The organism is Zunongwangia endophytica (assembly GCF_030409505.1).
GTDB classification, from domain to species: Bacteria; Bacteroidota; Bacteroidia; order Flavobacteriales; family Flavobacteriaceae; genus Zunongwangia; species Zunongwangia endophytica.
Genome location: NZ_JAUFPZ010000002.1, coordinates 2,946,384 through 2,971,899, shown reverse-complemented (window position 1 = coordinate 2,971,899; position 25,516 = coordinate 2,946,384). Strand labels below are relative to the sequence as shown.

The following is a 25,516-nucleotide window of genomic DNA, read 5'->3' as shown; positions in this document are numbered from 1 at the left end:
ATGTCAACCGATGTAAAAGAGCGTTTTAGCGATGCAGACCTGGCTGAATTTAAGCAGCTAATTCAAGGTAAAATCGCGAAAGCCAAAGAACAACTAGAGATCTACCAAAATGCGTATAAAAACGATGGAAATAACGGTACAGATGATACCTCTCCTACGTTTAAAGCTTTTGAAGAAGGTAGCGAAACAATGAGCAAAGAAGCGAACTCTCAATTAGCTATCCGTCAGGAAAAGTTTATAAGAGATCTTAAAAACGCTTTAACGCGAATAGAGAATAAAACTTACGGAATTTGCCGTGTAACTGGTAAGTTAATTAATAAAGATCGCTTAAGGTTAGTGCCCCACGCAACACTAAGCATCGAAGCTAAAAACATGCAAAAATAATCTTTGTATAAGATCAATAAAAAACGCTCCTTTTATTTTGGGAGCGTTTTTTGTTGCTTTATAATTGATGAGTCGTTCACAGAAATATGTGGTTTTAATAGCACTATGTTTTTTTAGTAGCTATGGTGTTCTTTTTGCACAAAAAGACACGCAAAATATTCTTAGCTCAGATTTTGAAGAAATTATCTTTGAGGCTGATGAGGTTTTTAAAATCAATGTTTATAGTGAGGATCGAGAAACAGTAAAATTTAATACCCATTCTGAAGGGGAGTATTATAACAACATCCAATTAAGAACAAAGCTTGAAAACGGAATCTTGATTTTAGAAACTCAATATCCAGAGCGTTTAGTTGGAGGTTTTGATAAGCTGAGTGCACACAAAGTGTTTTCTTTTGAAGTTGATCTTTATTTACCGGAAGGAAAAAAGGTCAGTATAAGCTCAAATTCAGCTTCGATCATTGTGAAAGGCAAATTCGATAATTTTACGGCCAATCTTCAGCGAGGATATTGTATTTTGGAAAACTTTGATGGAAACTGCACGGTTAATACCTATAAAGGAGATATTACTGCGCAGGTAATCTCTGGAGAAATAAACGCTAAGAGTCGACATGGTGAGGTTTCAGTCGCCAAAGATCTCTTCGGAATGCATCAAATTAAATTAACTTCTATTAATGGTGATATAAGCGTGCGAAAAACTAAATAATTACTATTTTTGGTGCGTTTTTAACAAAAAAAGAAATGTCTTTAAAGAAAGCAGGCTTAATTATATTTATTGTTCTTTTAATCGATCAAATTTCGAAGATTTATATAAAAACCAGCTTTATGCTTGGTGAAGAAGTAAAGGTCTTAGATTGGTTTAGTATTCTATTTGTTGAAAATGAAGGGATGGCCTGGGGAACTAAAATTCCCGGTCAATACGGCAAACTTGCGCTTACCTTATTTAGATTAGTGGCAATTTTTGGTATCGGTTATTGGCTGGTAGATTCTATTAAGAAAAATGGAAGCCGAATTTTGATAACCTCTATTGCTTTAATTTTTGCCGGTGCTTTTGGGAATATCATTGATTCTGTTTTCTACGGAATAACTTTTAGCGATAGCTATAATAAAGTAGCAACGTTTTTACCTGAAGGCGGCGGCTATGGTACGCTTTTCCACGGAAAAGTGGTAGACATGCTTTATTTCCCTTTATATGAGGGATATTTGCCAGATTGGATTCCGTTTTGGGGTGGCAAATTTTTCACCTTTTTCGAACCTGTTTTTAATATTGCAGATTCTTCGATAAGTATTGGAGTAGTTTTATTGCTGCTTTTTAATAAAAGAGCTTTCCCGAAGGAAGAGAAAGAGTAGTTTAGTTAGCAGTACACAGTGCACTGAGCACAGTTTACAGAAATGCTAGTTTTAGTAGCGTAAGCTTTTAGCGGCCAGCTATCGGCCTTATGAGATGCGGAATCAAGCTTGCCTGCCGGCTGGCAGGGTCAAAATGATAACAATTCTTTATTAAAAATTTATATTGATACTTCAATCCTGATTTCTTCTGCCGTATCCTTTTTTCTAAAAAGAAATTGATACAGAATAATAGCAATTATCAAATCGTCACATTACCACATTTTCAAATTGAAGAATTCTATAGTCTAAAAGCGAAGCGATCTATATTCTCTATCCTAAATGCGATGCTCTAAAAGCTATACACCTGCTTCGGAGTAACGCAATAGTCTAACGGAATATCACTGTTATAAACATCTTCAAAAGCATCTTCAGCTTCGTAAAAAGAAAGCCCAATTTTAATAATATCGGTTTTGCAAGAACTTAAAAACTTGTCGTAATATCCTTTTCCGTAGCCAATTCGATGTCCGGTTTTATCGAAAGCTAGCAACGGCACAAAAACGACATCTATTTTATCTGGAGTGATTTCAATACCATCAACAGGTTCAGGGATATTCCAGCGATTTTTTTTGATTTTGGTTGTGTCGGTAAGTAAATAATTAATCAGCGCGTTTTGCTCAATATCAGTTCTGGGAATCACCACATTCTTATCTTTCCCTTGTAGAATATGTAAGATGAATTCGGTATCCACTTCTTTCTGTTCAGCAATGCTCAAAAACAAATGGTAAAATTCGTTCTCCCAAATGTCTAATTTCAGCAAATTGTTGGCAATTTCTAAACTGAGTTCTTCAATAACCTCCGTAGAAAGTTTTAATCGTAAGGATTTGTATTTTTTTCGTAATTCGTGCTTATTCATCTATAATTTTTGACACCGATGAAACATGAAAAATGGCATCTCCTTGATAAACTATTGGAGCTTCATTAACATTAATAATATAACCCTGACTTCTGGATTTTATCTTATGCCTAAATTTACCGTAGGGATCGGTAATGGTGCCAATGTATTCTCCTTTTTCAACATGTTTTCCACAAGGAACTTTTAGATGTAGAAGTCCGCTGTATTTTGCACGCATCCAGGAGGTATTTTCAATTAAAATAGACTCGGCATGCGCATCTGGTAGGTCAAATCTGGATTTCAGCATATTAAGGTGATCCAGTATTCTCATGGTGCCTTCAACGCCATGTCTTGCAATATCTTTATTGCTGTCCTGCGATTTACCCCCTTCAAAAAGTAAAATAGGAATTCCCATTTTCGAGCAGGTTTCTCGATATGACTTGGTAATCGTTGTAGAAACCACCGTAAATGGCGCTTTAAAAATATTAGCAAGTTCTATACTCTGTTTGTCGCCTTTTTTCACTCGAATTTGAGCTACGTTAAATCTACTAGCGCCCCGGTATGAAAATCTAAACAGAAATCGGCAATCGGTAAAATTTCCTGCACAAACTGAAAAGCAAATCTTCCTGCTAGCGAACCATTTTTCGTTCCCGGGAACATACGATTTAGATCACGCCCATCAGGAAATTCCCTCGCCATATTTAGAAAACCAAATACGTTTACAACCGGAATGCAAATGGTTGTACCGCAGGTAGGTTTATTAATGCCCTTGCTAATTAATTGGCGTACAATTTCTACCCCGTTTAATTCGTCACCATGAATCCCCGCAGTAATTAAGACAACAGGGCCAGGATTTTTAGATCGCTCGATAATCACGGGAACTTCTACCGATGTTGTGGTATAGAGCTTAGCCATGTTTAGGTTAATCGTAGCGCTTTTACCGGGTAAAATCTTTTTACCCAGAATTTCCAGGACGTTATCTTTTGTGATTTGAGGCATAAATAAGTTTAGGCGTGTTTTTCGATATATCGAATAATAGTTTTAGCAATGTCTTTTCCGGTAGCTTTTTCGATTCCTTCTAAGCCGGGAGAAGAATTCACTTCAAGAATAAGCGGTCCTCGGGAACTTTGTAACATATCTACACCAGCAACACCAAGACCCATTGCTTTGGTAGCTTTTACCGCAGCAATTTCTTCGTCATCACTAAGTTCTATAGATTCTGCGCTACCACCACGATGCAGGTTAGAACGGAATTCACCTTCTTTACCTTGTCGTTTCATAGCCCCAACTACGTGACCATCTACTACAAAAGCTCTAATATCTGCTCCTTTAGCTTCTTTAATAAACTCTTGCACAATTACACGAGCTTGTAAACCGTTAAACGCTTCAATAACAGATTCTGCTGCATTTTTGGTTTCAGCAAGAACAACACCCACACCTTGTGTTCCTTCTAAAAGTTTAATTACTAACGGTGGCCCACCAACCTGGCTAATTACACCAGAAACGTCTCTAGAATAGTTTGTAAAAACCGTCTTAGGAAGTCCTATTTTGGCTCTAGATAGAACCTGTAAACTTCTAAGCTTATCACGGCTTCGTACCAAAGCTTCACTATCTGTGGTGGTGAATGCACCCATCATTTCGAATTGGCGAACTACGGCAGTACCATAAAAAGTAACCGAAGAACCAATTCTCGGGATAATCGCATCTACATCTTTTATATAATTACCCTTATAATAAATATTCGGGTTTCTCCTTTCAATCACAATATCACACTTTAAAGGGTCTACGACCTCTACCGTGTGTTTGCGTTTCTGGGCGGCTTCGATAAGTCGTCTTGTTGAGTAAAGTTGTGAATTTCTGGAAAGGATTTTAATATTCATCTGTTTGGTGTTGCTGGTTAAATGATAAATCTATCAATTGTGGGTCTACAATAAACTTGCTGCTTAAGAATTTTCGCCCTAGTAAAACCGGGAAACGCATTTCCTGGCGCGAGGACAAAGAAAGTGAAATTTTATAAATTTTATTAAAAAGCTTAATTTTAGATTCAATCTGGTAACGTTTCTGGATTATGCCGTTGCTACTGCGAACGTAAATTATTTCGTAATCCTTAAAAATGAACTCTTTGCCATTATATTGATCATGCTCATCGTCAAGAAATTTACAATATAATACATCATCTTTTTCAATAATTTCGTCACAATGTATGGAAGAAGTATAAGCACCGGTATCCACTTTTACTGAAATCTGTTCAAGATCAAGAATAGGAAAATCTGCTTTATCAAAACGACCAATAGTTATTTTTTTGCTTTCGCCCATATTTCCAAGATAGCCAAAATAAATGTTTTAAAAATTTACTGAATTATAAAATACTTTTAAATCTGCTAATTTCTAAGATTCAGTTGAATTTCAGAAATAATAAATGTATGATACAAGCTGCTAAAATTACTGCAAATTTTAGCTAAAATATTCAAATTAGCCCTAAAGATATTTTAAATTTGAAGTAATGGAAATACCTGCTCTGGATGTACAATTAAAGACTTTGCCAAATAGTCCCGGCGTTTATCAATATTTTGATAAAAACGGGAAGATACTTTATGTGGGTAAAGCTAAGAATCTTAAAAAAAGAGTTACTTCTTATTTTACGAAACGTCACGATAGTCATCGTATTGGTGTGATGGTAAAAAAGATTCATGAGATTAGGCATATTGTTGTTTCTTCTGAAACCGATGCATTATTATTAGAAAACAACCTCATTAAAAAACTTCAGCCGCGTTTTAATGTGCTGTTGAAAGATGATAAAACCTATCCCTGGATTTGTATTAAAAACGAGCGTTTTCCGAGAGTATTTCCAACCCGAAGACTTGTTAAAGACGGTAGTGAATATTACGGCCCTTTTACCAGTTTTAAGACTGTGAATACGTTACTCGATTTAATTAAAGGCTTGTATAAACTGCGAACCTGCAATTATGATCTTGCTGAAGATAAAATTAGAGATAACAAATTTAAATTGTGTTTAGAATATCATTTGGGTAACTGCAAAGGCCCATGTGAAGGCTACCAGGGCGAAGCAGAATACAATCGGAATATCGATCATATTCGCCAAATTGTAAAAGGAAACTTTAAAGACTCATTAAATCAGTTTCGAGAGCAAATGCAAGAGCATGCCGAGAAAATGGAGTTTGAAGATGCGCAACGAATAAAAAATAAGATTGAAGTTTTAGAAGGCTATCAATCCAGATCTACGGTGGTAAATCCCAAAATCAATAATGTAGATGTATTTTCTGTAATTAGTGACGAAGGCTATGGTTACGTGAATTTTCTTCAATTAATGCATGGATCGATTATCCGTTCGCATACTATAGAGATGAAGAAAAAGTTGGATGAAACCGATGAAGAATTATTAGAACTTGGTATTACTGAAATTAGACAGCGTTTTAATTCTAAATCTCCTGAAATTTATGTGCCTTTTAAAGTTGATGCCGGCGACGATGTAAAAGTTACGATTCCTAAATTAGGTGATAAGCGTAAGATTGTGGAACTGTCTCAGCGAAATGCTAAATATTTCCGTCAGGAACGATTTAAGCAAATGAAGATTGTCGATCCAGATCGCCATGTAAATCGTATCATGGCACAAATGAAAGAAGATCTTCGACTAAATGTGGAGCCAAGGCATATCGAATGCTTTGATAACTCTAACATCCAGGGAACAAATCCCGTAGCAGCCTGCGTTGTTTTTAAGAACGGAAAACCAAGTAAAAAAGATTATCGTAAATTTAATATCAAAACTGTTGAAGGGCCCGATGATTTCGCATCGATGGAAGAGGTGGTTTATAGACGCTATAAGCGATTGTTGAATGAAGGTGAAGAATTACCGCAATTAATTATTGTCGATGGAGGGAAAGGACAACTTCGCAGTGGTGTAAAAGCTTTAGAAACTTTAGGCTTGCGAGGTAAGATTGCCATTGTAGGTATTGCTAAACGTTTAGAAGAACTATTTTATCCTGGCGATCCAATTCCATTGTATTTGGATAAAAGATCGGAAAGCTTAAAGATTATTCAGCAATTAAGAGATGAGGCCCATAGATTCGGAATCACCTTTCACCGAAATAAAAGAAGTAAAGCCGCGTTAAATACAGAGCTGGAAGCTATAAAAGGGATTGGAGAGAAAACGGTGGTGGAATTACTTAAAAGCTTCAGATCGTTAAAACGTATCAAAGAAGCTCCAGAGAAATCACTGGCCGATGTTGTGGGAAGTGCTAAAGCTAAAATTGTTTACGACTATTATCACGCAGAACCATCAGATTAAAAATGAAAAACGTCCTCTGTCTTTTACTCTTATGTAGTTCGCTTTTAAGTTTTTCTCAAGAAGAAAAATTAAAAGTAGGGCTAGTGCTGAGCGGAGGAGGGGCAAAAGGCTTAGCTCATATTGGAGCGTTAAAGGTTATAGAAGATGCCGGTGTGCATATTGATTATATAGCCGGTACAAGTATGGGGGCGATTGTTGGTGGTTTGTATGCTTCAGGATATACAGCTACCGAGCTGGATTCTATTGTAAATCATACCAATTTTAATTTGCTAATTCAGGACGAGATTCCAAGAACAGCAATGACCTTCTACGAAAAAGAAAATACCGAACGTTATGCACTAACGCTTCCTTTTGATAATTTTAAGGTTGGTTTTCCTTCCGGTTTAAGTAAAGGACAAAATATCTATAATTTGATGTCTGGCTTAACCGTTCATCTGGATAACAAAACCGATTTTTCTAAATTACCCATTCCATTTTTTTGTGTGGCCACTGATATTGAAACTGGTGAAGAAGTTATTTTAGATCGGGGATCGCTGGCAAAATCTGTAGCAGCAAGTGGCTCTATACCGTCATTAATTGCTCCGGTAAAAATTAATGGCAGGCTATTGATCGATGGCGGGGTGGTCAATAATTATCCGGTTGAAGAATTACGAAGACGTGGTGCCGATGTTATTATCGGTGTAGATGTTCAGGATTCTTTGATGAATCGTAATGATTTAAAAGGTGCGTTCGATATTTTTACGCAGGTAAGTAACTTCAGGACAATTAACGACATGAAGGAAAAAATTCCGAAGACCGATATTTATATTCGTCCTGATATTGGTAAATTTTCGATTCTATCTTTTGAAGAAGGTAAAGCAATTATCGATTCTGGTAAAGTTGCAGGTGAAAGACAAGTTGAAGCATTACAAGCATTGGCTAAAAAGCAAGGTGAGCACAACCATCCTTTTAAACGAAAACCTCTGGATTCTTTAAAGTTAAGCCGAATTGATCTTGCCGGTAACACCAATTATCCCCGTTCTTTCATCTTAGGACGCTTGCGTTTGTCAACCCCTGGTAATTATAGTCTTACTGAAATTAATTCTAGTATCGATTTCTTATCGGCCTCTGGAAACTTTGATAAAATAAATTATTTTTTAAGCCCCGATGAAGACGAGTCGTATGCGTTGAATATTAGTTTAGATGAAAGTGAAAATAAAACGTATTTAAAGCTTGCCCTGCATTATGACGATCTTTACAAAAGTGCGGCGTTGGTAAATTTAACCCGAAAAAGTTCGATTTTCACTAACGATGTGACTTCAATGGATTTAATTGTTGGAGAAAATCTTCGGTATAACTTTCAGTATTATATCGATAAGGGATATTATTGGAGTATCGGTGTGAAATCGCGTTTTAATACTTTCGATACCGGGGTGAATTATAGTCTTATTCAGGATGATATATCTCAGCAACAATTAAATATCAATAAAATTGATATCGATCTTAAGGATTTTACCAATCAATTTTATGTAGAAACACTTTTTAAGCAGGTTGCATCTTTAGGAATTGGTGCCGAGCATAAGTATATTAAAGTATCTTCAGAAACTATTAATAGTGAGACCGAAGTAGATATACAAGGAACAGAGTTTGAAAATAACGATTATTACAGTGCTTTTGGATATTTAAAATATGATTCTTTCGATAACAAATATTATCCAAAAAAAGGAATCTATTTTAATGGAGATTTTCATATTTATCCATTCTCATCTGCAGACGATTTTACCGAATTTTCGATTGCCAAGGGGAAAATTGGTTATGTGTTTACGCCAATCACTAATGTTAGTTTTCGTTTATTTTCTGAAGCAGGATTTAAAATAGGGAAGGGCAATCAGCAAACATTGGATTTTCTTTTAGGCGGCTACGGAAATAATTTTATTAATAACATGGTGCCGTTTTACGGTTATGATTTTATAAGCATTGGTGGCGACAGTTATATAAAAGGTTTAGCTGAAGTTGATGTGGAACTTTTTAAAAATAATCATATTACTTTAAGTACTAATATTGCTAATGTAGAGGAAGATTTATTTTCTACCGGAAACTGGTTGTCGTTACCAGATTATACCGGTTATGCTTTAGGTTACGGTATAGAAACCTTTTTGGGTCCTATGGAAGTAAAATATTCTTACTCTCCTGAAGTAAATTCGTCGCAGTGGTTCTTTAGCTTAGGATTTTGGTTTTAGTTAGAATTTCGAGAAAATATTTGCTAATCGCAGCGATGCTGTTTGCTTTAGAGGTTCTAATCGCAGGCTTTGAAAATGGTGGATTTATAAGAAATGTGCTAGGCGATTATATTGTAGTATTTTTAATCTATTATTTCTTTCTATCCTTTTTAGAAATCTCCAGAATAAAACTCGCCATATTCGTATTATTTTTAGCTTACACTATCGAATTTCTGCAATATGTAAACATCTTAAAGCTTCTAAACATAAAAAGAACCACAGCCACAACTATGATTTTGGGTTCTTCTTTCGATTGGTTGGATATGCTTGCTTATACTTTGGCTTTTTTGACTCTAATTTTAATAGCCAGGTTTAAACATTATAAGTAATTACACTTCAACATTAATCATATTAAAAGCTTCTGCAACAAGCTCAAAACTTCTAAAACGTAAGTCTCTATCGAAACTAATGGTAGAAATAATCACTTCATCTACATCAAAATCTTTAGCAAGCGCACTAATTTTCTCTCTTACACGATCGGGAGTTCCAGAAATTAGTCTGCCGGCATTATAATGCAAACGTTGTTTTTCGAACGACGTGAAATTATGATTTCTAATATCTTCAAATGCCGGAAGTTCCTGATAATTACCTTTGTCAAATTGCAACAAAATATAATCAATATACTTTCGCATTTGGTTTGCTTCTTCTTCGGTTTCGCCGCACATTACAAAAGAAGAAACTAAAGCCTTAGGCTCTGGTTTATCTTCCGTAGCAATAAAATTTTTACGATAGGTTTCCACAACGCTGGGAGAAATACTCCCATTTATAAATTTTGCCACGGCCAGATTTAGTCCGAGATCTGCAGCAATTTTTGCGCTGCCACCGCTACTACTTAAAATCCATTGCTGTGGTGTTGTTTCAACCTGCGGAACGGCATAAATTGCTCCTGAATTTACCCTGGCATCGTCTTTAAAAAATTGATTGATATGCTGAATCTGATTTATATAATCTTCTTCCTGAAAAGTGTTCGAAGGATTTAAAAGATTGGCACTTGTTTGGTCTCCGCCTGGCGCACGTCCCATTCCCAGATCAATTCTTCCTGGATATAAAGCCTCCAACATTCTAAAATTTTCGGCTACTTTAAAAGCACTATGGTTAGGAAGCATTATTCCTCCGCTCCCCAATCTAATATTCGAAGTTTCAGCACCTAATCTTGCCAAAAGAACCTCTGGAGTAGAGCCAGCGATAAATTTGGAATTATGATGTTCTGAAATCCAAAAACGATGAAAACCTAAATCTTCAGCAAAAATAGCAGTATCAATAGTTTCCTGAACCGCTGCTCTTGGTGTCGCATTGGTTCTAACGACTGATTGATCTAATATTCCAATCTTTATATCACGCTCCATGTTCAAAATCTTTTTAAGTTATTCGGAATTTAGAATAAAATCTTACAAGCTAATTAAGGTATTGATTTTCATATTTACGTTTCATTTAAGAAATAATAGCTCTTTTTTATATAAATTTATCAATAAGCTAATTTTAGGCAATTTTGTTGATAATTTTATAATTTCAACAGTGATAACTAACGTTTAATTAAATCTTTGACTATGCCTTTCTATCATAAATTGGGGAAGATTCCGCATAAACGCCATACGATTTTTAAAAAACCAGATGGTAATCTTTATTACGAGCAGGTTTTTGGAACTATTGGTTTCGATGGAATGTCTTCTATTGCTTACCACGAACAGCGACCTACTCAGGTTAAAGAGGTTGGAGCAGGATATTCCGTGAAACCTAAAATCGCCAAAGAGAATAACTTAAAATCTTACCGATTAAAAGGGTTTCGGGTGAAACCAGAAGCTGATTATCTAAAAAGTCGCAAGGTTATTTTGACTAATACCGATGTGGATATTATACTGGCAGCACCACAAAAATCTACTGATAATTATTTTTATAAAAATGCGGATAGCGACGAGCTAATATTTATTCATAAAGGAAGCGGAAAATTAAGGTCCCATTTAGGGAATCTTAATTTTAAGTACGGAGACTATATACTTATTCCACGAGGAACAATCTATAAATTGGATTTTGAAGATGAAAATAATAGATTATTTATCGTAGAATCCAGGCGACCAATCTATACGCCAAAAAGATACAGAAACTGGTTTGGACAACTTTTGGAACATTCGCCTTTTTGCGAAAGAGATATAAGACAACCTTATGAGCTAGAAACAAATAATGAAAAAGGTGATTTTTTAATCAAAATTAAAAAGCAGGGAGAAATTTTCGACACCGTTTATGCTTCACATCCGTTTGATGTGATAGGTTACGATGGTTATAACTATCCTTATGCGTTTTCGATTCATGATTTTGAACCAATCACAGGAAGAATTCACCAGCCACCACCAGTTCACCAAACTTTTGAAACTGATGCATTTGTGGTTTGTAGTTTTTGCCCTCGAAAATACGATTATCATCCAGAAAGTATTCCTGCGCCTTACAGCCACAGTAATATTGATAGTGATGAGGTACTTTATTATGTAGATGGCGATTTTATGAGTAGAAATGATATTGAAGCAGGGCATATTTCCTTGCATCCTGCCGGTATTCCGCATGGACCGCATCCGGGAGCTGTAGAAAGAAGCATCGGAAAAACCGAAACAGAAGAATTAGCTGTGATGGTAGATACTTTTAAGCCTTTAAAACTAACCGAAGACGCCATGGCAATCGCTGATGAAACATATTATAGATCTTGGTTAGAAAAAGAAGATAAGTAGACTTTGGATTCGGCGTAATCGAATTCAGAGTAAACAAGTTCACGCTTGATTAAAATTTATTCAGAAAAAAATAAAGAAAATATAAATATGTCTAAAGATAATTCCTCTTTACAATTAGAAAAAGTAATTCCTGAAGCAGAAGATTTTCTTCCAATTTTAGGGACAGATTTTGTTGAATTATATGTTGGCAACGCTAAGCAATCGGCCTATTACTATCAACACGCTTGGGGATTTCAGCCGGTAGCTTATTCTGGTTTAGAAACCGGAAGAAAAGACAGCGTTTCTTATGTAATGCAGCAAGGGAAAATAAGAATTGTACTTACATCGCCATTACAACCTTCCGGAGAGATTAATGCGCATATCGATAAACATGGTGATGGCGTTAAGGTTGTAGCACTTTGGGTAGACGACGCGACAAAAAGTTATAAGGAAACGACATCTAGAGGTGCAAAAAGTTACGTGGAACCTTACGAGTTAGAAGACGAGCACGGTAAAGTGGTAATATCAGGTATTCATACTTACGGTGAAACTGTTCACCTGTTTGTAGAGCGCGGAGCTTATCAGGGCGTATTTATGCCAGGGTATAGAACTTATACTACTAAAGCCAAATCTTCTGAAGTTGGTTTGAAATATATCGATCACATGGTTGGTAATGTAGGATGGAACGAGATGAACAAATGGTGTGAGTTTTATGCGAATGTGATGGGTTTTGCCCAGATGGTTAGTTTTGATGATAAAGATATCTCTACCGATTATACGGCTTTAATGAGTAAAGTTATGAGTAACGGAAATGGTCGCATCAAATTCCCCATTAACGAGCCTGCGGAAGGAAAAAAGAAGTCGCAAATCGAAGAATATATCGACTTTTATAATGGTGCTGGAGTGCAGCATATTGCTTTAGCTACCGATAATATTATCGAAACGGTAACTGCATTACGAGATCGTGGCGTAGAATTTTTATATGTTCCAGAAACTTACTACGATGATGTGTTGGATCGTGTTGGTGAAATAGATGAAGAGCTAGCGCCATTAAAGGAACTAGGTGTGCTTATTGATAGAGATGACGAAGGTTATTTACTGCAAATTTTTACAAAACCAGTACTAGATCGACCAACGATGTTTTTTGAAATAATCCAGAGAAAAGGAGCACAATCTTTTGGTAAAGGAAACTTTAAGGCTCTTTTTGAAGCAATAGAAAGAGAGCAAGATTTAAGGGGAACACTAAATTAATCGAAAAATATTGATTTTTAGGAAATTAAAAAGCGTCTTCTTTATTTAAAAATCAATGATTTAGTTAAAGTTTATTTTCGACTTTTTTTAACGGAAGAAAATCCAGAATTTTGCGCTCGCATTTTTGGAGTGGTTACCAAATTTGTTTTTTCATAATTTAAGTTTTAGTTGGTTAATAAGATAAAAAACCTCGTCATTAATTTGATGGGGTTTTTTGTTTTGATACTTTTGGAATAGTAATTGTATTTTTCGTAACAGTTAGTCATTTAAAATGAAACTATTTCAAATCTAAACCGATGATTAAAAAACTTACAATTACGATATTCCTCTTTTTTGTAGCACTTTCTTCGCATGAAGCACAAACTGCTTACGATGCCGGAGAATGGTTTAAATTCAGAATTCATTACGGTCCTTTTAATGCCAGCTATGCAGAGCTTCAGGTTAGCGAAGATTATTTAAGTAGTACACCGGTTTACCATATTGTTGGTACAGGAAAATCTACCGGAATGATGCATTGGTTTTTTAAAGTAGACGATAATTACGAAACTTATATAGACCGTAAAACGGGTAAACCATTAAAATTTATTCGTAAAATCGACGAAGGTGGGCACACTAAAGATCTGGAGATCAATTTTGACCAAAAGGCCAATACAGCCTATGTATATGATAAAAAGCACAATAAGAAAAAGACCTATTCTACAAAGGAAAATATCCATGATATGTTGTCGGCATTTTACTATATTCGCAGCAACATAAATGAGGAGGCGCTGCAGCCCGGTTACGAACTTCATCTAAATCTTTTCATTGATGATGAAAATATGGATTTTAAGGTGAAATTTTTAGGTCGGGAAAGTATAAAAACAAAATTTGGAAAAATAAACGCGCTTAAGTTTAGGCCTTATGTAATGGCAGGTAGAGTTTTTAAAGAGAAAGAAAGTCTTACTTTTTGGGTAAGCGACGATAAAAACAAAGTGCCTTTAAAAATCGAAGCCAATCTGGCGGTAGGATCTTTAGATGCAGATCTTGAAGCTTACAAAGGTCTAAAATATCCCTTCAGGATTATTGTAGATTAGCATGGAAATTAAACCCGAAATAGCCGAAAGAATAGAATTACTTGAAGAAAAATTCAAAAATTCTGGTCAGGATATGGGTTCTTATTTAGACGGTCTACTTTACGATCGTTATTTAACATACTGGGATTATATAAATCTGGATACACTTTTGAGCTTGCAAAAACCGGCAACTCATTTTCCCGACGAAGAAATTTTTATTACCTACCATCAAATAACCGAGTTATACTTTAAGCTGATTATCCACGAGCAAAAGCAGGTAATCGATAACCCTAATTTAACTGCTACGTATTTTGTGGAAAAGCTAAATAGGATGAATCGTTATTTTAGAGTGCTTATCAATTCTTTTGATGTAATGATTAAAGGAATGGAGCGAGAGCAGTTTCTAAAATTTAGGATGGCTTTGCTGCCGGCAAGCGGTTTTCAGTCGGCGCAATTCAGGATGATCGAATTTTATGCGACTCCGGTTCAAAATCTGGTAGAATATAAAATTAGAAAAAAGTTCAATTTAGATAATTCCGTAGAAGAATTATTTGAAAATATATACTGGAAAAAAGGAGGTATCGACCTAAAAACCGGCGAGAAAACGTTAACCTTAAAGCAGTTCGAAAAAAGATATACGCCCCGATTTTTAAGAATTGCGAATGAAGTTAAAGGTAATACACTTTACGATTGCTATCAGAACTTAGCGCCAACTGATAAAAACAATCAAAATTTAATTAATGCTTTACGTACTTTTGATACCAGTGTAAACGTTAATTGGTTGCTTATGCATATTGGTGCTGCTCATAGATATTTAGATAAAGGGAAAAAAACGGTGAAAGCAACCGGAGGAACAAATTGGAAAGAATTTTTACCACCGGGATTTCAAAAAATATCATTTTTTCCTGAATTGTGGAGTGAAGATGAGCATAATGAATGGGGCAAAGATTGGGTGAATAATATGTTTAATACTGAAAATTAAAAATAAGAATTGAAGAAATTTAGTTTTTTATTCCTGCTATTATTAATTTTTGCAGGATGTGGAGAAGATACGAAAGATCAGGCAGTAGTAAAAACTAAAAAATCAGAGCCTAAACCTGTTGTAAAAGAATATGGTTTTGTTTTGGATGATTTCGATGTGGTTGTAGATACCATAGAGCGAGGAGATAATTTTGGATACATTTTAGATCGTCATGGTGTAGATCGTGGAAAGGTTTTCGAAATATCGCAGACTGTAAAAGATACTTTTAATCCTGCGAGAATTACTGCAGGAAAGAAATATGTTATTTTAAAAGCAAAAGATTCAGCACATACGCCGCTTCATTTTATTTATCAAAATAATAAAATTGATTATACGGTTGTGAATATGGGCGATAGTATTTCAGCTTTTACAGCGAAGAAGCCTGTTTCAATAAAAAGAAGAGAAGTTTCTGGAGTGGTAACTTCATCCTTATCTGAAGCAATGCAAGCTCAGGGGTTAAGCAATCTTTTGGTATATCAATTATCTGATATTTATCAGTGGAGTATTGATTTCTTTAAACTTCAAAAAGGAGATCAGTTTAAAATGATATATAATGAAAAATATATCGACGATACGATCTTTGCAGGAGTAGAAAGTGTAGATGCAGCAGTTTTTAAACATTCGGGCAGGCCATTTTATGCTTTTAGTTACGAAACGGATTCTCTTACAGGACAAGCTAGTTTTTACGATGAAGATGCTAAAGCACTACAAAGCTTTTTCCTAAAAGCGCCTTTAAACTATAGCCGAATTTCATCTAGATATCAAAAAAGGAGATTCCATCCTGTACAAAAACGCTGGAAAGCACATTTGGGGACAGATTATGCAGCACCAACAGGAACGCCAATTACAACAACGGCAGATGGTACAGTAATCGCCTCAAGTTATACTTCGGGAAATGGTAATTATGTAAAAGTACGTCACAATAAAAAATACACCACCCAATATTTGCATATGAGCAAGCGGAATGTAAGAAATGGACAGGCCGTAAAACAGGGTGATGTAATTGGCTTTGTGGGTAGCACCGGCCTTGCAACTGGGCCACATGTATGTTATAGATTTTGGGTAAACGGAAAGCAAGTAGATCCTTATCGTCAAAATTTACCCACAGCTAAAAAAATCGAGGGTGCTAAGAAAGATGACTATTTTGCATTTATAGCACCGCTCAAAGAAGAATTAGATAATATTTCTTATAAAAAGATCTAAAAATAAGTTTCTGGCGGTTAGAATTATTATTTTAGGATATAATCGTCTGATACCAAAAAACCAGAAAAATGAAAAACATTAATCCAACTACAACAGAAGCCTGGAAAAAATTAGCGTCTCATTATGCAGAGACAAAAGATCAGTCTTTAAAATCTTTATTTGAAAAAGATCAGGATAGAGCTTCTAAATTCACCGTAAAGTGGAGCGACTTTTACGTAGATTTCAGTAAAAATAAAATTACAGAAGAAACTAAATCACTTCTTATTGATCTTGCTGAAGAATGCGGACTTAAAGAAGCAATGGATGCTTATTTTGGAGGAGAGGCTATAAACCAAACAGAAGGAAGACCAGTATTGCATACCGCATTGCGCGCTTCTAAAAATGCTGAGGTTAAAGTTGATGGCGAAAATGTAATTAATGAAGTTGAAGAAGTTAAAGCTAAGATTAAAGCTTTTTCTTCGGAAATTATTCAAGGTATCAGAAAAGGATTCACCGGAAAGAGCTTTACTGATGTTGTAAATATTGGTATTGGTGGTTCAGATCTGGGTCCAGTAATGGTTACTGAAGCATTAGAGTTTTATAAAAATCACTTAAATGTACATTTCGTTTCGAATGTAGATGGTGATCACGTTCACGAAACAATTAAGGATCTTAATCCTGAAACTACACTATTTGTTATTGTTTCTAAATCCTTTACTACTCAAGAAACATTAAGCAATTCAACTACTATTAGAAACTGGTTTATGAAAACCGCTCCTGAAGGCTCGGTTTCTAAACATTTTATAGCAGTTTCTAGTAATGTAGAAAAAGTAAAAGAGTTCGGAATTGATGAAGACAATATTTTCCCAATGTGGGATTGGGTTGGTGGTCGTTTCTCTTTATGGAGTGCGGTTGGATTATCGATTAGTTTAGCTATCGGATATCCTAATTTTGATGCGATGCTAAGTGGAGCTCAAAAAATGGACAAGCATTTTAAAGAAACTGAATTCGAAAATAACATACCTGTTCTTGCTGGTCTTTTAAGTGTATGGTATAACAACTTTTATAAGGCAGAAAGTGAAGCAGTGATTCCTTACTCACAATATCTGCACCGATTACCAGCGTATCTGCAACAGGCGGTTATGGAAAGTAACGGTAAAAGTACTGATCGTAACGGTGATAAGGTAGATTATCAAACAGGTTCGATAATTTGGGGAGAGCCCGGAACAAATTCTCAGCATGCGTTCTTCCAGTTGATTCATCAGGGAACTAAATTAATTCCAGCCGATTTTATTGGTTATAAAATTTCTTTGTTTGATGATAAAGATCATCACAAAAAATTGATGGCAAACTTCTTTGCGCAGACCGAAGCTTTACTGCAAGGTAAAACTGAAGATGAAGTTAGAGAAGAACTTACTTCTAAAGGCATGAGCGAAGAAGAAATTAAAGAATTGCTTCCATTCAAATTATTTGATGGAGACAAACCAACAACTTCTTTCCTTATCGATAAGCTTACTCCAGAGAGTCTAGGTAAACTCGTAGCGATGTACGAGCACAAAATTTTTGTGCAGGGTATCATTTGGAACATTTTTAGTTACGATCAATGGGGAGTAGAACTAGGTAAGCAATTAGCTAGTAATATTCTGAAAGATATAGATAGCAAAGAAATCGAAAATCATGATTCTTCTACACGTAATCTATTAAAGGTTTTTCTAGCGAAATAGATAAACTATTTTTAAAGTATTTGATAAAAAGCACTCTTTTATAAGGGTGCTTTTTTATTCTATTATAGAAATCAAGTGTTAAAATTAAGACTTTGTTAACTATAACCTTTGCGTTGCAATAGCATATTTTTTTACCAGTTAAATTGTTCTAATTTCGCCCGAAATTGTTAAAACTATCCTTCTTAACATTGGGTTAAACTTGCAATGTTTGGATTTTTTTTCATTTGCAAAAAATAGGAATTAAAACAAATTAAACTTACTGATGAGGAAATTAATTACCCTACTTATGTTGCTTTTTACAGCAACAATCTTTGCTCAGGGAACTATTACCGGTACGGTAATGGACGCTGAAATGAATGCACCGCTACCCGGTGCAAATGTTATGATCGTGGGAACTAATACCGGTACCACTACAGATTTCGATGGTAATTTTACTTTGGAGGCCCAAAAGTCTTCAGGAACCGTTAGAGTAACATTCGTTGGATTCGAAAGAAAAGATATCAAGTTCGATCTTAGCCGAGGAACTCAAGATCTTGGAGATATTATGCTTACTTCTGATGCTGATGCATTATCTGAAGTGGTTGTAATAGGATCTGGTATTATCGATTTAGAAGACGATAGAAAAACACCTATCGCTGTTTCAACTATTACAAAATCTGAAATTCAGAAAAGAGCTACAGGAAACGTAGAGTTTCCACAAGTATTGAAAAACACTCCAAACGTATATGTTACTGCTGAATCTGGTGGTTTTGGAGATTCAGAAATGTTTGTTCGTGGTTTCGATCAAAGTAATACTGCATTCCTTTTAAATGGTCAGCCTATTAACGGTATGGAAGATGGTAACATGTACTGGTCTAACTGGCAAGGTATAACTGATATTGCAAATGCAGTACAGGTGCAAAGAGGTCTGGGATCTTCAAAATTAGCAATATCATCTGTTGGTGGAACAGTAAATATTGTAACGAAAGCAACTAATAAAACTGAAGGTGGATTTGCTCGCTTTATGGTTGGTAATGGTAGCTACGTAAAAGGAACTGCTTCCTATGATACGGGAGTTAACGAAAATGGCTGGGGATTCTCATTCTTAGTGGATTATTGGAGAGCTCATAGTAAATGGGCTAATGGAACAAAAGGGGAAGGTCAAAACTACTTTTTCTCAGTAGGAAAAGAGGCAGGAGATCATACGTTTAATTTCTTAGTTACCGGGGCTCCACAATGGCACGATCAAAACTTTTCTAAAGATGCGGAACTTTATGATCAATATGGTTTAAAATACAATAATAATTACGGATTTAGAGACGGTGAGTATTTGTCCTATAGAAGAAATTATTATCATAAACCAGTTGTCAATTTAAACTGGGATTGGGATATGAGTGAAGTTTCAAATCTATCTACAGTAATGTATGCATCTTTTGGTCGCGGAGGTGGAACAGGAACCTATGGTAATGGACTCGGAAAGGTTGATAATGGTATCGATTCTTCTCCAGAAGGTGCTTATACTAGAAATGGTTTAGTAGATTGGGATTATATCGTAAACGGATCTAATATAGATGTAGAAGATGGATTTCAATCAGGAAGTAACGGAACTCTTATTAGAGGTTCTGTGAATAACCATGCCTGGTATGGTGGCGTAACAAATTACGAATTTACAGGTTTAGAAAATATCACTATAAATGCCGGTGCAGACATCAGATTTTATAAGGGAGATCACTTTCGTCAAATCGTAGATCCGCTTGGATTAAACGGAGTTAGAGAAGATTTCGGAGGAAACCCTAATAATACAGTAACTGCGACTTTCGATGCAGATCCATGGAGTGCGTTATTCGATTTTGCAGATGAAGGAGAGCGTATCGATTATGACTATTCAGAGGACATTAATTATCAAGGTGGCTTTAGTCAAATTGAGTATGCTAACGATATATTTTCTGTTTTCGCTCAAGGAGCAATCTCTAACCAATCTTACAAGCGTTACGATAGAGGAAATTTTGAAGGTGAAAGAGAGTCTGAAACTGAAAATAAATTTGGTTACAATTTAAAAGCAGGTGCTTCATTTACATTTGTAGAAGGCAATACTATTTTCGGTAATGTAGGTAAATATTCTAGACAACCTTTCTTGGATAATATCTTCCCAAGCTATAGTGATAATACTGCTTTTGCAGATCCAGAAGTAGATAATGAAGAAATCACAGGTTTTGAAGCCGGTTATGCTTTTGAAAGCGGTAGTTTTTCAGCTAATTTCAATGCATACTATACAAAATGGGAAAATCGATTCTTAAATTTTTCAGGTAACTATACAGGAAACGGCGCTAATGTTGAAAATGCAGCATTCTTATTCTCTGATATTTCACAACTTCACAAAGGTTTGGAAATCGATTTAAAATGGAGACCTATTATGGATTTAACTATCCGTGGATATGCTACAACTGGTAATTGGGAATATGATGGTTCTTCGCCAGTTAGAATCCGTAATAATGACAACTCCGAATTCGTAGACCAGCTAGATGTAGATCTTTCAGGAACTAAGGTAGGTGGTGCGCCTCAAAATTCAGCAGGTTTAGGAATAGATTACGACGTGATCTCAAGAAAACTTTCGTTATCAGCCAATTGGAATTATTACGATAATTTATATGGATTGGTTGAAGTAGAAGATGTAGCTGAAACTTCTTTGGCAGGAGATACATACCAACCAGAACAATTAAATTCGTATTCATTATTCGATATTGGAGCAAGCTATACATTTGATCTGGGAGAAAATGATATTCAATTGATAGGTAACATTTACAATCTACTTGATCATGAATATATCACTCAAAAAGATAATTATGGGTACTTTTTCGGTAATGGTACTACATGGAACATTGCTGTGAAATACAATTTCTAATAAGTATCTAACCATATAAATTCAAGGGCCCCCTATTTTTAGGGGGCTTTTTTGTTAAAGGTAACTTCTGATTGCTAGAGTATAACAATTATTTGTTAACCTTGCGTTAACGTTAAAAACAGTTTTATTAACTTTTTTTGCGGCGAACTAAAATCAAATCAAACAAATTTTACACATGAGGAAATTAATTACCTTATTAATTCTGTTTTTTACGACAGGAATTTTTGCTCAAGGGACTATCACTGGTACGGTGATAGATTCTGAAATGGTTGGTCCACTTCCGGGAGCGAACGTAATGGTTGTAGGATCAAAGAAAGGTACAACTACAGATTTTGATGGGAACTTCTCTTTGGATGTTAATAGCTCTACAGGGACTTTAAAAATCAGTTTTGTAGGTTACAAATCTAAGCAAGTTCAATTCAGTCTTTCAGGAGGTTCTCAAGATTTGGGAGATATAATTCTTGTTGGAGATGATAATGCTTTAGATGAAATTGTAATTACTAGTTTTTCTTTAGCAATTGATAGAAAAACACCTGTTGCAGTATCAACTGTAAAAGCTGAGACGATTGAAACTAAATTAGGAAACCAGGAATTTCCTGAAATTCTTAAAAGTACACCGGGTATCTACGTTACGAAACAAGGTGGTGGATTCGGAGATGCTGATATCAGAATGCGGGGATTCAACTCAGAGAATATTGCTGTAATGATCAATGGGGTGCCTGTAAACGACATGGAAAGTGGTCGTGTTTACTGGAGTAACTGGGCAGGGCTTACAGATGTTACTAAAACAATGCAAACACAAAGAGGTTTAGGGGCTGCTAAAGTTGCTGTACCGTCTATTGGTGGAACAATAAACATTGTTACAAAATCTACAGATGCCGAGATGGGCGGTAGTGTTATCGCTTCTACAGGTAATGATGGTCTTCAAAAATTTGGAGCTACAGTATCTACTGGTAAATCGGAAAATGGCTGGGCAGCTACAATTTCTGCATCAAAAACTAGCGGTAGAAGATTTGCTGATGGTCTTGAATTTGAAGGCTATAACTACTTTTTAAATATTGCAAAGGAAATAAATGAAAATCATGAACTTTCTTTAACTGCCTTTGGAGCACCGCAACGTCACGGTCAGAGAGAAACGCTACATACTATCGAAGATTACAAGAGAAGCGACAGAGATATTAAATTTAATGGAGACTGGGGTTACCGCAATGGTCAAGTAGTTAATGTGCAAGATAACTTTTATCACAAGCCACAAATATCTTTAAATCACTATTGGGATATTAGTGATAGAACAGAATTATCGACAGCAGCTTACGTATCTTTTGGTACTGGTGGTGGTGGTGGTTATACTGGTAATGCGGATCTTCGAAGTGTTGATTCAGATTATAGGTCTGCTCCGTACCAACCATTGAATTTAGATCGCGTGGTAGATGAAAACGCCGCTAACGGTGCAGATGGTTCTCAAACTATCCTATATGATTCAAGAAACGATCATTTTTGGACAGGGCTTCTTTCAACTGTTTCTACAGAAGTAGGAGAAGGATGGGAACTGTTAGGAGGAATAGATTTAAGGTATTATAAAGGCGAACATTTCCAAGAAGTGAAAGATCTTTTAGGAGGACAATATTGGGCGGATGACAGTAATGTTAATGATCCAAATAGGCTAACAAGAAGCGGCGATAAAATTAATTATTACAACGATGGATTAGTTCTATGGGAAGGTGGATTCGCCCAGGCAGAATATTCTGATGATAATATCTCTGGATTCCTTTCGGTTAGTGCATCTAATACATCTTATAAAAGAAAAGATTATTTTCAATATTCAGGAGATGAAAAAGAGACCGATTGGATAAACTTTTTTGCATATGGTGCTAAGGGAGGCGCTAACTATAATTTAGATGATAACCATAATATTTTTGCTAATGTCGGCTATTTTGAAAGAGCTCCATTTTTCAATACAGTATTCTTGAATAATAAAAATATAGCAAATGAAGATGCAGAAAACCAAAAGATTTTTAGTGCCGAATTAGGATATGGGTTTAGAACTCAAAATCTAAGAATCGATTTTAACCTTTATCGCACAATTTGGAAGGATAAAACATTAGCAAGATCTTTTATTCAGGGGAATCAGCAAATCTTTGCTAATATTTTGGGTGTAGATGCGCTTCACCAAGGTATAGAATTAGAGTTTCAATACAAAGCAACCGAAAGACTTAACGTTACTGGTATGATGTCTCTTGGTGATTGGAAATGGGATAACAACGTTGATAATGTAGATGTTCTAGCCGAAGATGGAACTACTGTATTAGGTACGATTAATGTAGCCATTGATGGTGTCGAAGTTGGTAACTCTGCACAAACGACTGCGGCATTGGGACTAAATTATGAGGCTTTCCCTGGAACTTTTATTAGAGGTGATTTTACATACTATGATAGATATTTTGCAGACTTTGATCCTACTGTAAGAGATTCCAATGATATACCTGCACCTTTTGAATTACCAGATGTAGGATTGTTAGACTTAGGTTTAACTCATAATTTCCAATTTGGATCTTTTGAAGCAACTTTAAATGCAAACGTATTCAACGTACTAGATACTCAGTATATTTCTGATGCTAGAGAAGGAAATGTGAAAGATCCAGATTACAATGGGTTAGTTGATTCTAATGTATGGTACGGTTTTGGGCGTACGTATAGTGTAGGTGCAAAAATTAAATTCTAAAAAATAGAAGATGAAAAATATTTATTACATACTAATTCTTTTTCTTGGATTATCATTCATTGGCTGTGAGCCTATGGAAGATATCCACGATGATATTAACGATGAAATTGACGGTAGTGGTGCATTGGCTGATAAATCATATACCCTTACAGAAGATGATTATGAATCATTAGGTAGTAGTTTTCCTAACTTCAATAGTGAGGAAGATGCACGAACTTTAATTCCTGATTTTCTTGATGCGCAATATCCATTTTACGGTGAAGGTTCTTCTATCAACGTAACATTCGATATTTATGATCCTATTCGTGTAGAAGATTATGAAGTAACTTCTGATGATTATAACGAAGCTGGATTGGATGTTGATTATTTTACAGGTACATCTCAAATATACGATGTATTAGAAACTGTATTTCCACAAGCAGATAATGGTGACTATATAAATCTAATGTACGAAACAGTTGCAGAAGAAATCCCATATGCAATTACTGCTGAAGATTTTGATCTAATTGGTGATAATTTAGGAGAAACCTACCCTGATGAAGCATCTAGTGCTGCTCAGTATAGTAATTTTGATAGGCGTGAAGATCGAGATGCCTATTGGAGCAATGATATGATTCTTGAAGCAATCAATGTTGTTTTAGATGATAATTTCGATGATGTAACAAACCAGATTTACAATGTTTCTTATGCTGTTTATGATGGAAGTGCTGGTACAGAGAGTATGACTGTTCAATTTAATGGGAATGCTTATGTGGCATTTGGAGGAACATCTTATGAAGTTTCTGCTGCAGATTTCGATGAAATAGGAAATGAATTTGCTGAAGAATTCCCACAGCCAGCTTCTAGTGCAGCTCAATACAGTAATTTCGAAAGAAGAGACGGAAATGCTTCAGCATGGACGGAAGCCATGATTCTTGAAGCTATAAACTTTCTCTTGGATTCAAAATTCCCAGATGCATCTGAAGGAACTCAATTTGCAGTTACTTACGCTGTTTATACAGGTGCGGCAGGTTCAGAGGTTATCAATGTTGTTAAAGTGGATGGTGATTATGAGTTAGATTTAAATGCATCTGTATCTACAATTACTACCACAGAAGTTTTTGCTTTCACAAATGGTAGCTGGGGAATGCCTTTTACATTAGCTATGGAAGATTATGAGGCATTAGGACAAAGCTATCCAAATTTCTCTAATGAAGATCAAGCTTTATATAGAATAGGTATTTATTTGGGTATGCAATTTCCTTATGCAGAAGAAGGAGACATTACAGCTGTTGCTTATGATTTATATAGTTCAGGAGAAACATCAACAGAATATGTAAATTATATTTTTGAAGATGGAGAATTTAGTCTGATTCCTTCTACTAGAACAAGTTCTTTGAAGTTTGGACTAAATGATGGTTTGTGGGTTCCTGATAACACCATAAGATATTCTTTAACAGGGGATGATTATGTAACTATTGCTACAGCTTTGGAAGATACTTATCCTACCCCTGCTAGTAGTATGTTACGTTACAGTAATTTCGATACCAGGTCTGATAATGATAATTATTGGAGTCCTGATATGATTTTGGAAGCTGTAAATATCCTACTAAACGATATCAATCCTAGCGCAGCGGTTGGCCAGAAATATATTGTAACATACGCAGTTTACAACGGATCTAACACTACTAATAGCCTTAGTGTGATAAAAGTTGAAGATGGAAGTTGGGTGCTGAACGAATAACCTGCTCTTATTCAATATGATAATAAAACCTTCTGTACTTTAGCAGAAGGTTTTATTTTTGATTATTACTTTTACAAGATTCAAATTAGAATTAAAAA

Annotated in this window: 19 protein-coding genes and 1 pseudogene; 15 read left to right on the top strand and 5 right to left on the bottom strand. The window is 35.5% G+C overall.

The annotated features are described in order from the left end of the window. From QWY91_RS12925 to QWY91_RS12915, 3 genes are all read left to right on the top strand, one after another. Positions 1–384, top strand: a complete 384-nt coding sequence (locus QWY91_RS12925) for a TraR/DksA family transcriptional regulator (RefSeq protein ID WP_290235743.1) — start codon at positions 1–3, stop codon at positions 382–384. A 67-nt stretch (positions 385–451) separates the two neighbouring features. After that, a complete protein-coding gene (locus QWY91_RS12920; RefSeq protein WP_290235740.1) occupies positions 452–1,087 on the top strand; it encodes a DUF4097 family beta strand repeat-containing protein in 636 nt (211 codons plus the stop codon). A gap of 35 nt (positions 1,088–1,122) precedes the next feature. After that, positions 1,123–1,731 (top strand): lipoprotein signal peptidase, encoded by a 609-nt coding sequence (locus QWY91_RS12915; protein ID WP_290235738.1) that lies wholly within the window; start codon positions 1,123–1,125, stop codon positions 1,729–1,731. A 328-nt stretch (positions 1,732–2,059) separates the two neighbouring features. On the opposite strand, the gene QWY91_RS12910 is transcribed toward QWY91_RS12915, so the two are convergent. The 4 genes and pseudogenes from QWY91_RS12910 to QWY91_RS12895 form a co-directional block, all read right to left on the bottom strand. Beyond that, complete coding sequence (locus QWY91_RS12910) at positions 2,060–2,623, bottom strand: 5-formyltetrahydrofolate cyclo-ligase (RefSeq protein WP_290235736.1); 564 nt, start codon at positions 2,621–2,623, stop codon at positions 2,060–2,062. Continuing rightward, positions 2,616–3,601 (bottom strand): annotated as a pseudogene (locus QWY91_RS12905) (succinylglutamate desuccinylase/aspartoacylase family protein). Before QWY91_RS12905 ends, QWY91_RS12910 begins: the two are co-directional and overlap by 8 nt. Positions 3,602–3,609: 8 nt before the next feature. Beyond that, positions 3,610–4,482, bottom strand: coding sequence for a 30S ribosomal protein S6--L-glutamate ligase (gene rimK, locus QWY91_RS12900; protein ID WP_290235734.1), 873 nt, complete (start codon positions 4,480–4,482; stop codon positions 3,610–3,612). Then, a complete protein-coding gene (locus QWY91_RS12895; protein WP_290235732.1) occupies positions 4,472–4,918 on the bottom strand; it encodes an ATP-dependent zinc protease family protein in 447 nt (148 codons plus the stop codon). The genes rimK and QWY91_RS12895 overlap by 11 nt, the downstream gene beginning before the upstream one ends. Positions 4,919–5,105: 187 nt before the next feature. Here QWY91_RS12895 and uvrC point away from each other — a divergent pair, with 187 nt between their 5' ends. From uvrC to QWY91_RS12880, 3 genes are read left to right on the top strand one after another with little or no spacing between them, the layout of a single operon-like run. Beyond that, positions 5,106–6,908, top strand: a complete 1,803-nt coding sequence (gene uvrC, locus QWY91_RS12890) for an excinuclease ABC subunit UvrC (protein ID WP_290235730.1) — start codon at positions 5,106–5,108, stop codon at positions 6,906–6,908. Between the two features lie 2 nt (positions 6,909–6,910). Further along, positions 6,911–9,127, top strand: coding sequence for a patatin-like phospholipase family protein (locus QWY91_RS12885; protein ID WP_290235729.1), 2,217 nt, complete (start codon positions 6,911–6,913; stop codon positions 9,125–9,127). Then, a complete protein-coding gene (locus QWY91_RS12880) occupies positions 9,118–9,495 on the top strand; it encodes a ribosomal maturation YjgA family protein (protein ID WP_290235727.1) in 378 nt (125 codons plus the stop codon). The genes QWY91_RS12885 and QWY91_RS12880 overlap by 10 nt, the downstream gene beginning before the upstream one ends. Here the strand turns inward: QWY91_RS12880 and QWY91_RS12875 are convergent, their stop codons facing one another. Further along, complete coding sequence (locus QWY91_RS12875) at positions 9,496–10,512, bottom strand: LLM class flavin-dependent oxidoreductase (RefSeq protein ID WP_290235724.1); 1,017 nt, start codon at positions 10,510–10,512, stop codon at positions 9,496–9,498. A gap of 201 nt (positions 10,513–10,713) precedes the next feature. On the opposite strand from QWY91_RS12875, the gene QWY91_RS12870 reads away from it, so the two are divergent. From QWY91_RS12870 to QWY91_RS12830, 9 genes are all read left to right on the top strand, one after another. Beyond that, a complete protein-coding gene (locus tag QWY91_RS12870; protein WP_290235723.1) occupies positions 10,714–11,883 on the top strand; it encodes a homogentisate 1,2-dioxygenase in 1,170 nt (389 codons plus the stop codon). Positions 11,884–11,970: 87 nt separating this feature from the next. Then, entirely contained in the window at positions 11,971–13,113 is a 1,143-nt protein-coding gene (gene hppD, locus QWY91_RS12865) for a 4-hydroxyphenylpyruvate dioxygenase (RefSeq protein WP_290235721.1), read from the top strand. Between the two features lie 296 nt (positions 13,114–13,409). Beyond that, complete coding sequence (locus QWY91_RS12860) at positions 13,410–14,186, top strand: DUF3108 domain-containing protein (RefSeq protein WP_290235719.1); 777 nt, start codon at positions 13,410–13,412, stop codon at positions 14,184–14,186. 1 nt (position 14,187) lies between these two features. Then, positions 14,188–15,147 (top strand): tryptophan 2,3-dioxygenase family protein, encoded by a 960-nt coding sequence (locus tag QWY91_RS12855; protein ID WP_290235717.1) that lies wholly within the window; start codon positions 14,188–14,190, stop codon positions 15,145–15,147. Positions 15,148–15,156: 9 nt separating this feature from the next. Continuing rightward, positions 15,157–16,389 carry a peptidoglycan DD-metalloendopeptidase family protein gene (locus QWY91_RS12850; protein WP_290235716.1) on the top strand — a complete coding sequence of 411 codons (1,233 nt, stop codon included), beginning with the start codon at positions 15,157–15,159 and terminating at the stop codon, positions 16,387–16,389. Between the two features lie 68 nt (positions 16,390–16,457). Continuing rightward, positions 16,458–18,092: a glucose-6-phosphate isomerase gene (gene pgi, locus QWY91_RS12845; protein ID WP_290235714.1), complete on the top strand. Its 1,635-nt coding sequence runs from the start codon at positions 16,458–16,460 to the stop codon at positions 18,090–18,092. A gap of 262 nt (positions 18,093–18,354) precedes the next feature. Then, complete coding sequence (locus QWY91_RS12840; protein ID WP_290235712.1) at positions 18,355–20,973, top strand: TonB-dependent receptor; 2,619 nt, start codon at positions 18,355–18,357, stop codon at positions 20,971–20,973. Positions 20,974–21,148: 175 nt separating this feature from the next. Then, a complete protein-coding gene (locus QWY91_RS12835) occupies positions 21,149–23,695 on the top strand; it encodes a TonB-dependent receptor (protein ID WP_290235710.1) in 2,547 nt (848 codons plus the stop codon). 10 nt (positions 23,696–23,705) lie between these two features. Continuing rightward, positions 23,706–25,418 carry a hypothetical protein gene (locus QWY91_RS12830; protein WP_290235709.1) on the top strand — a complete coding sequence of 571 codons (1,713 nt, stop codon included), beginning with the start codon at positions 23,706–23,708 and terminating at the stop codon, positions 25,416–25,418. The last annotated feature ends 98 nt before the right edge of the window (positions 25,419–25,516 follow it).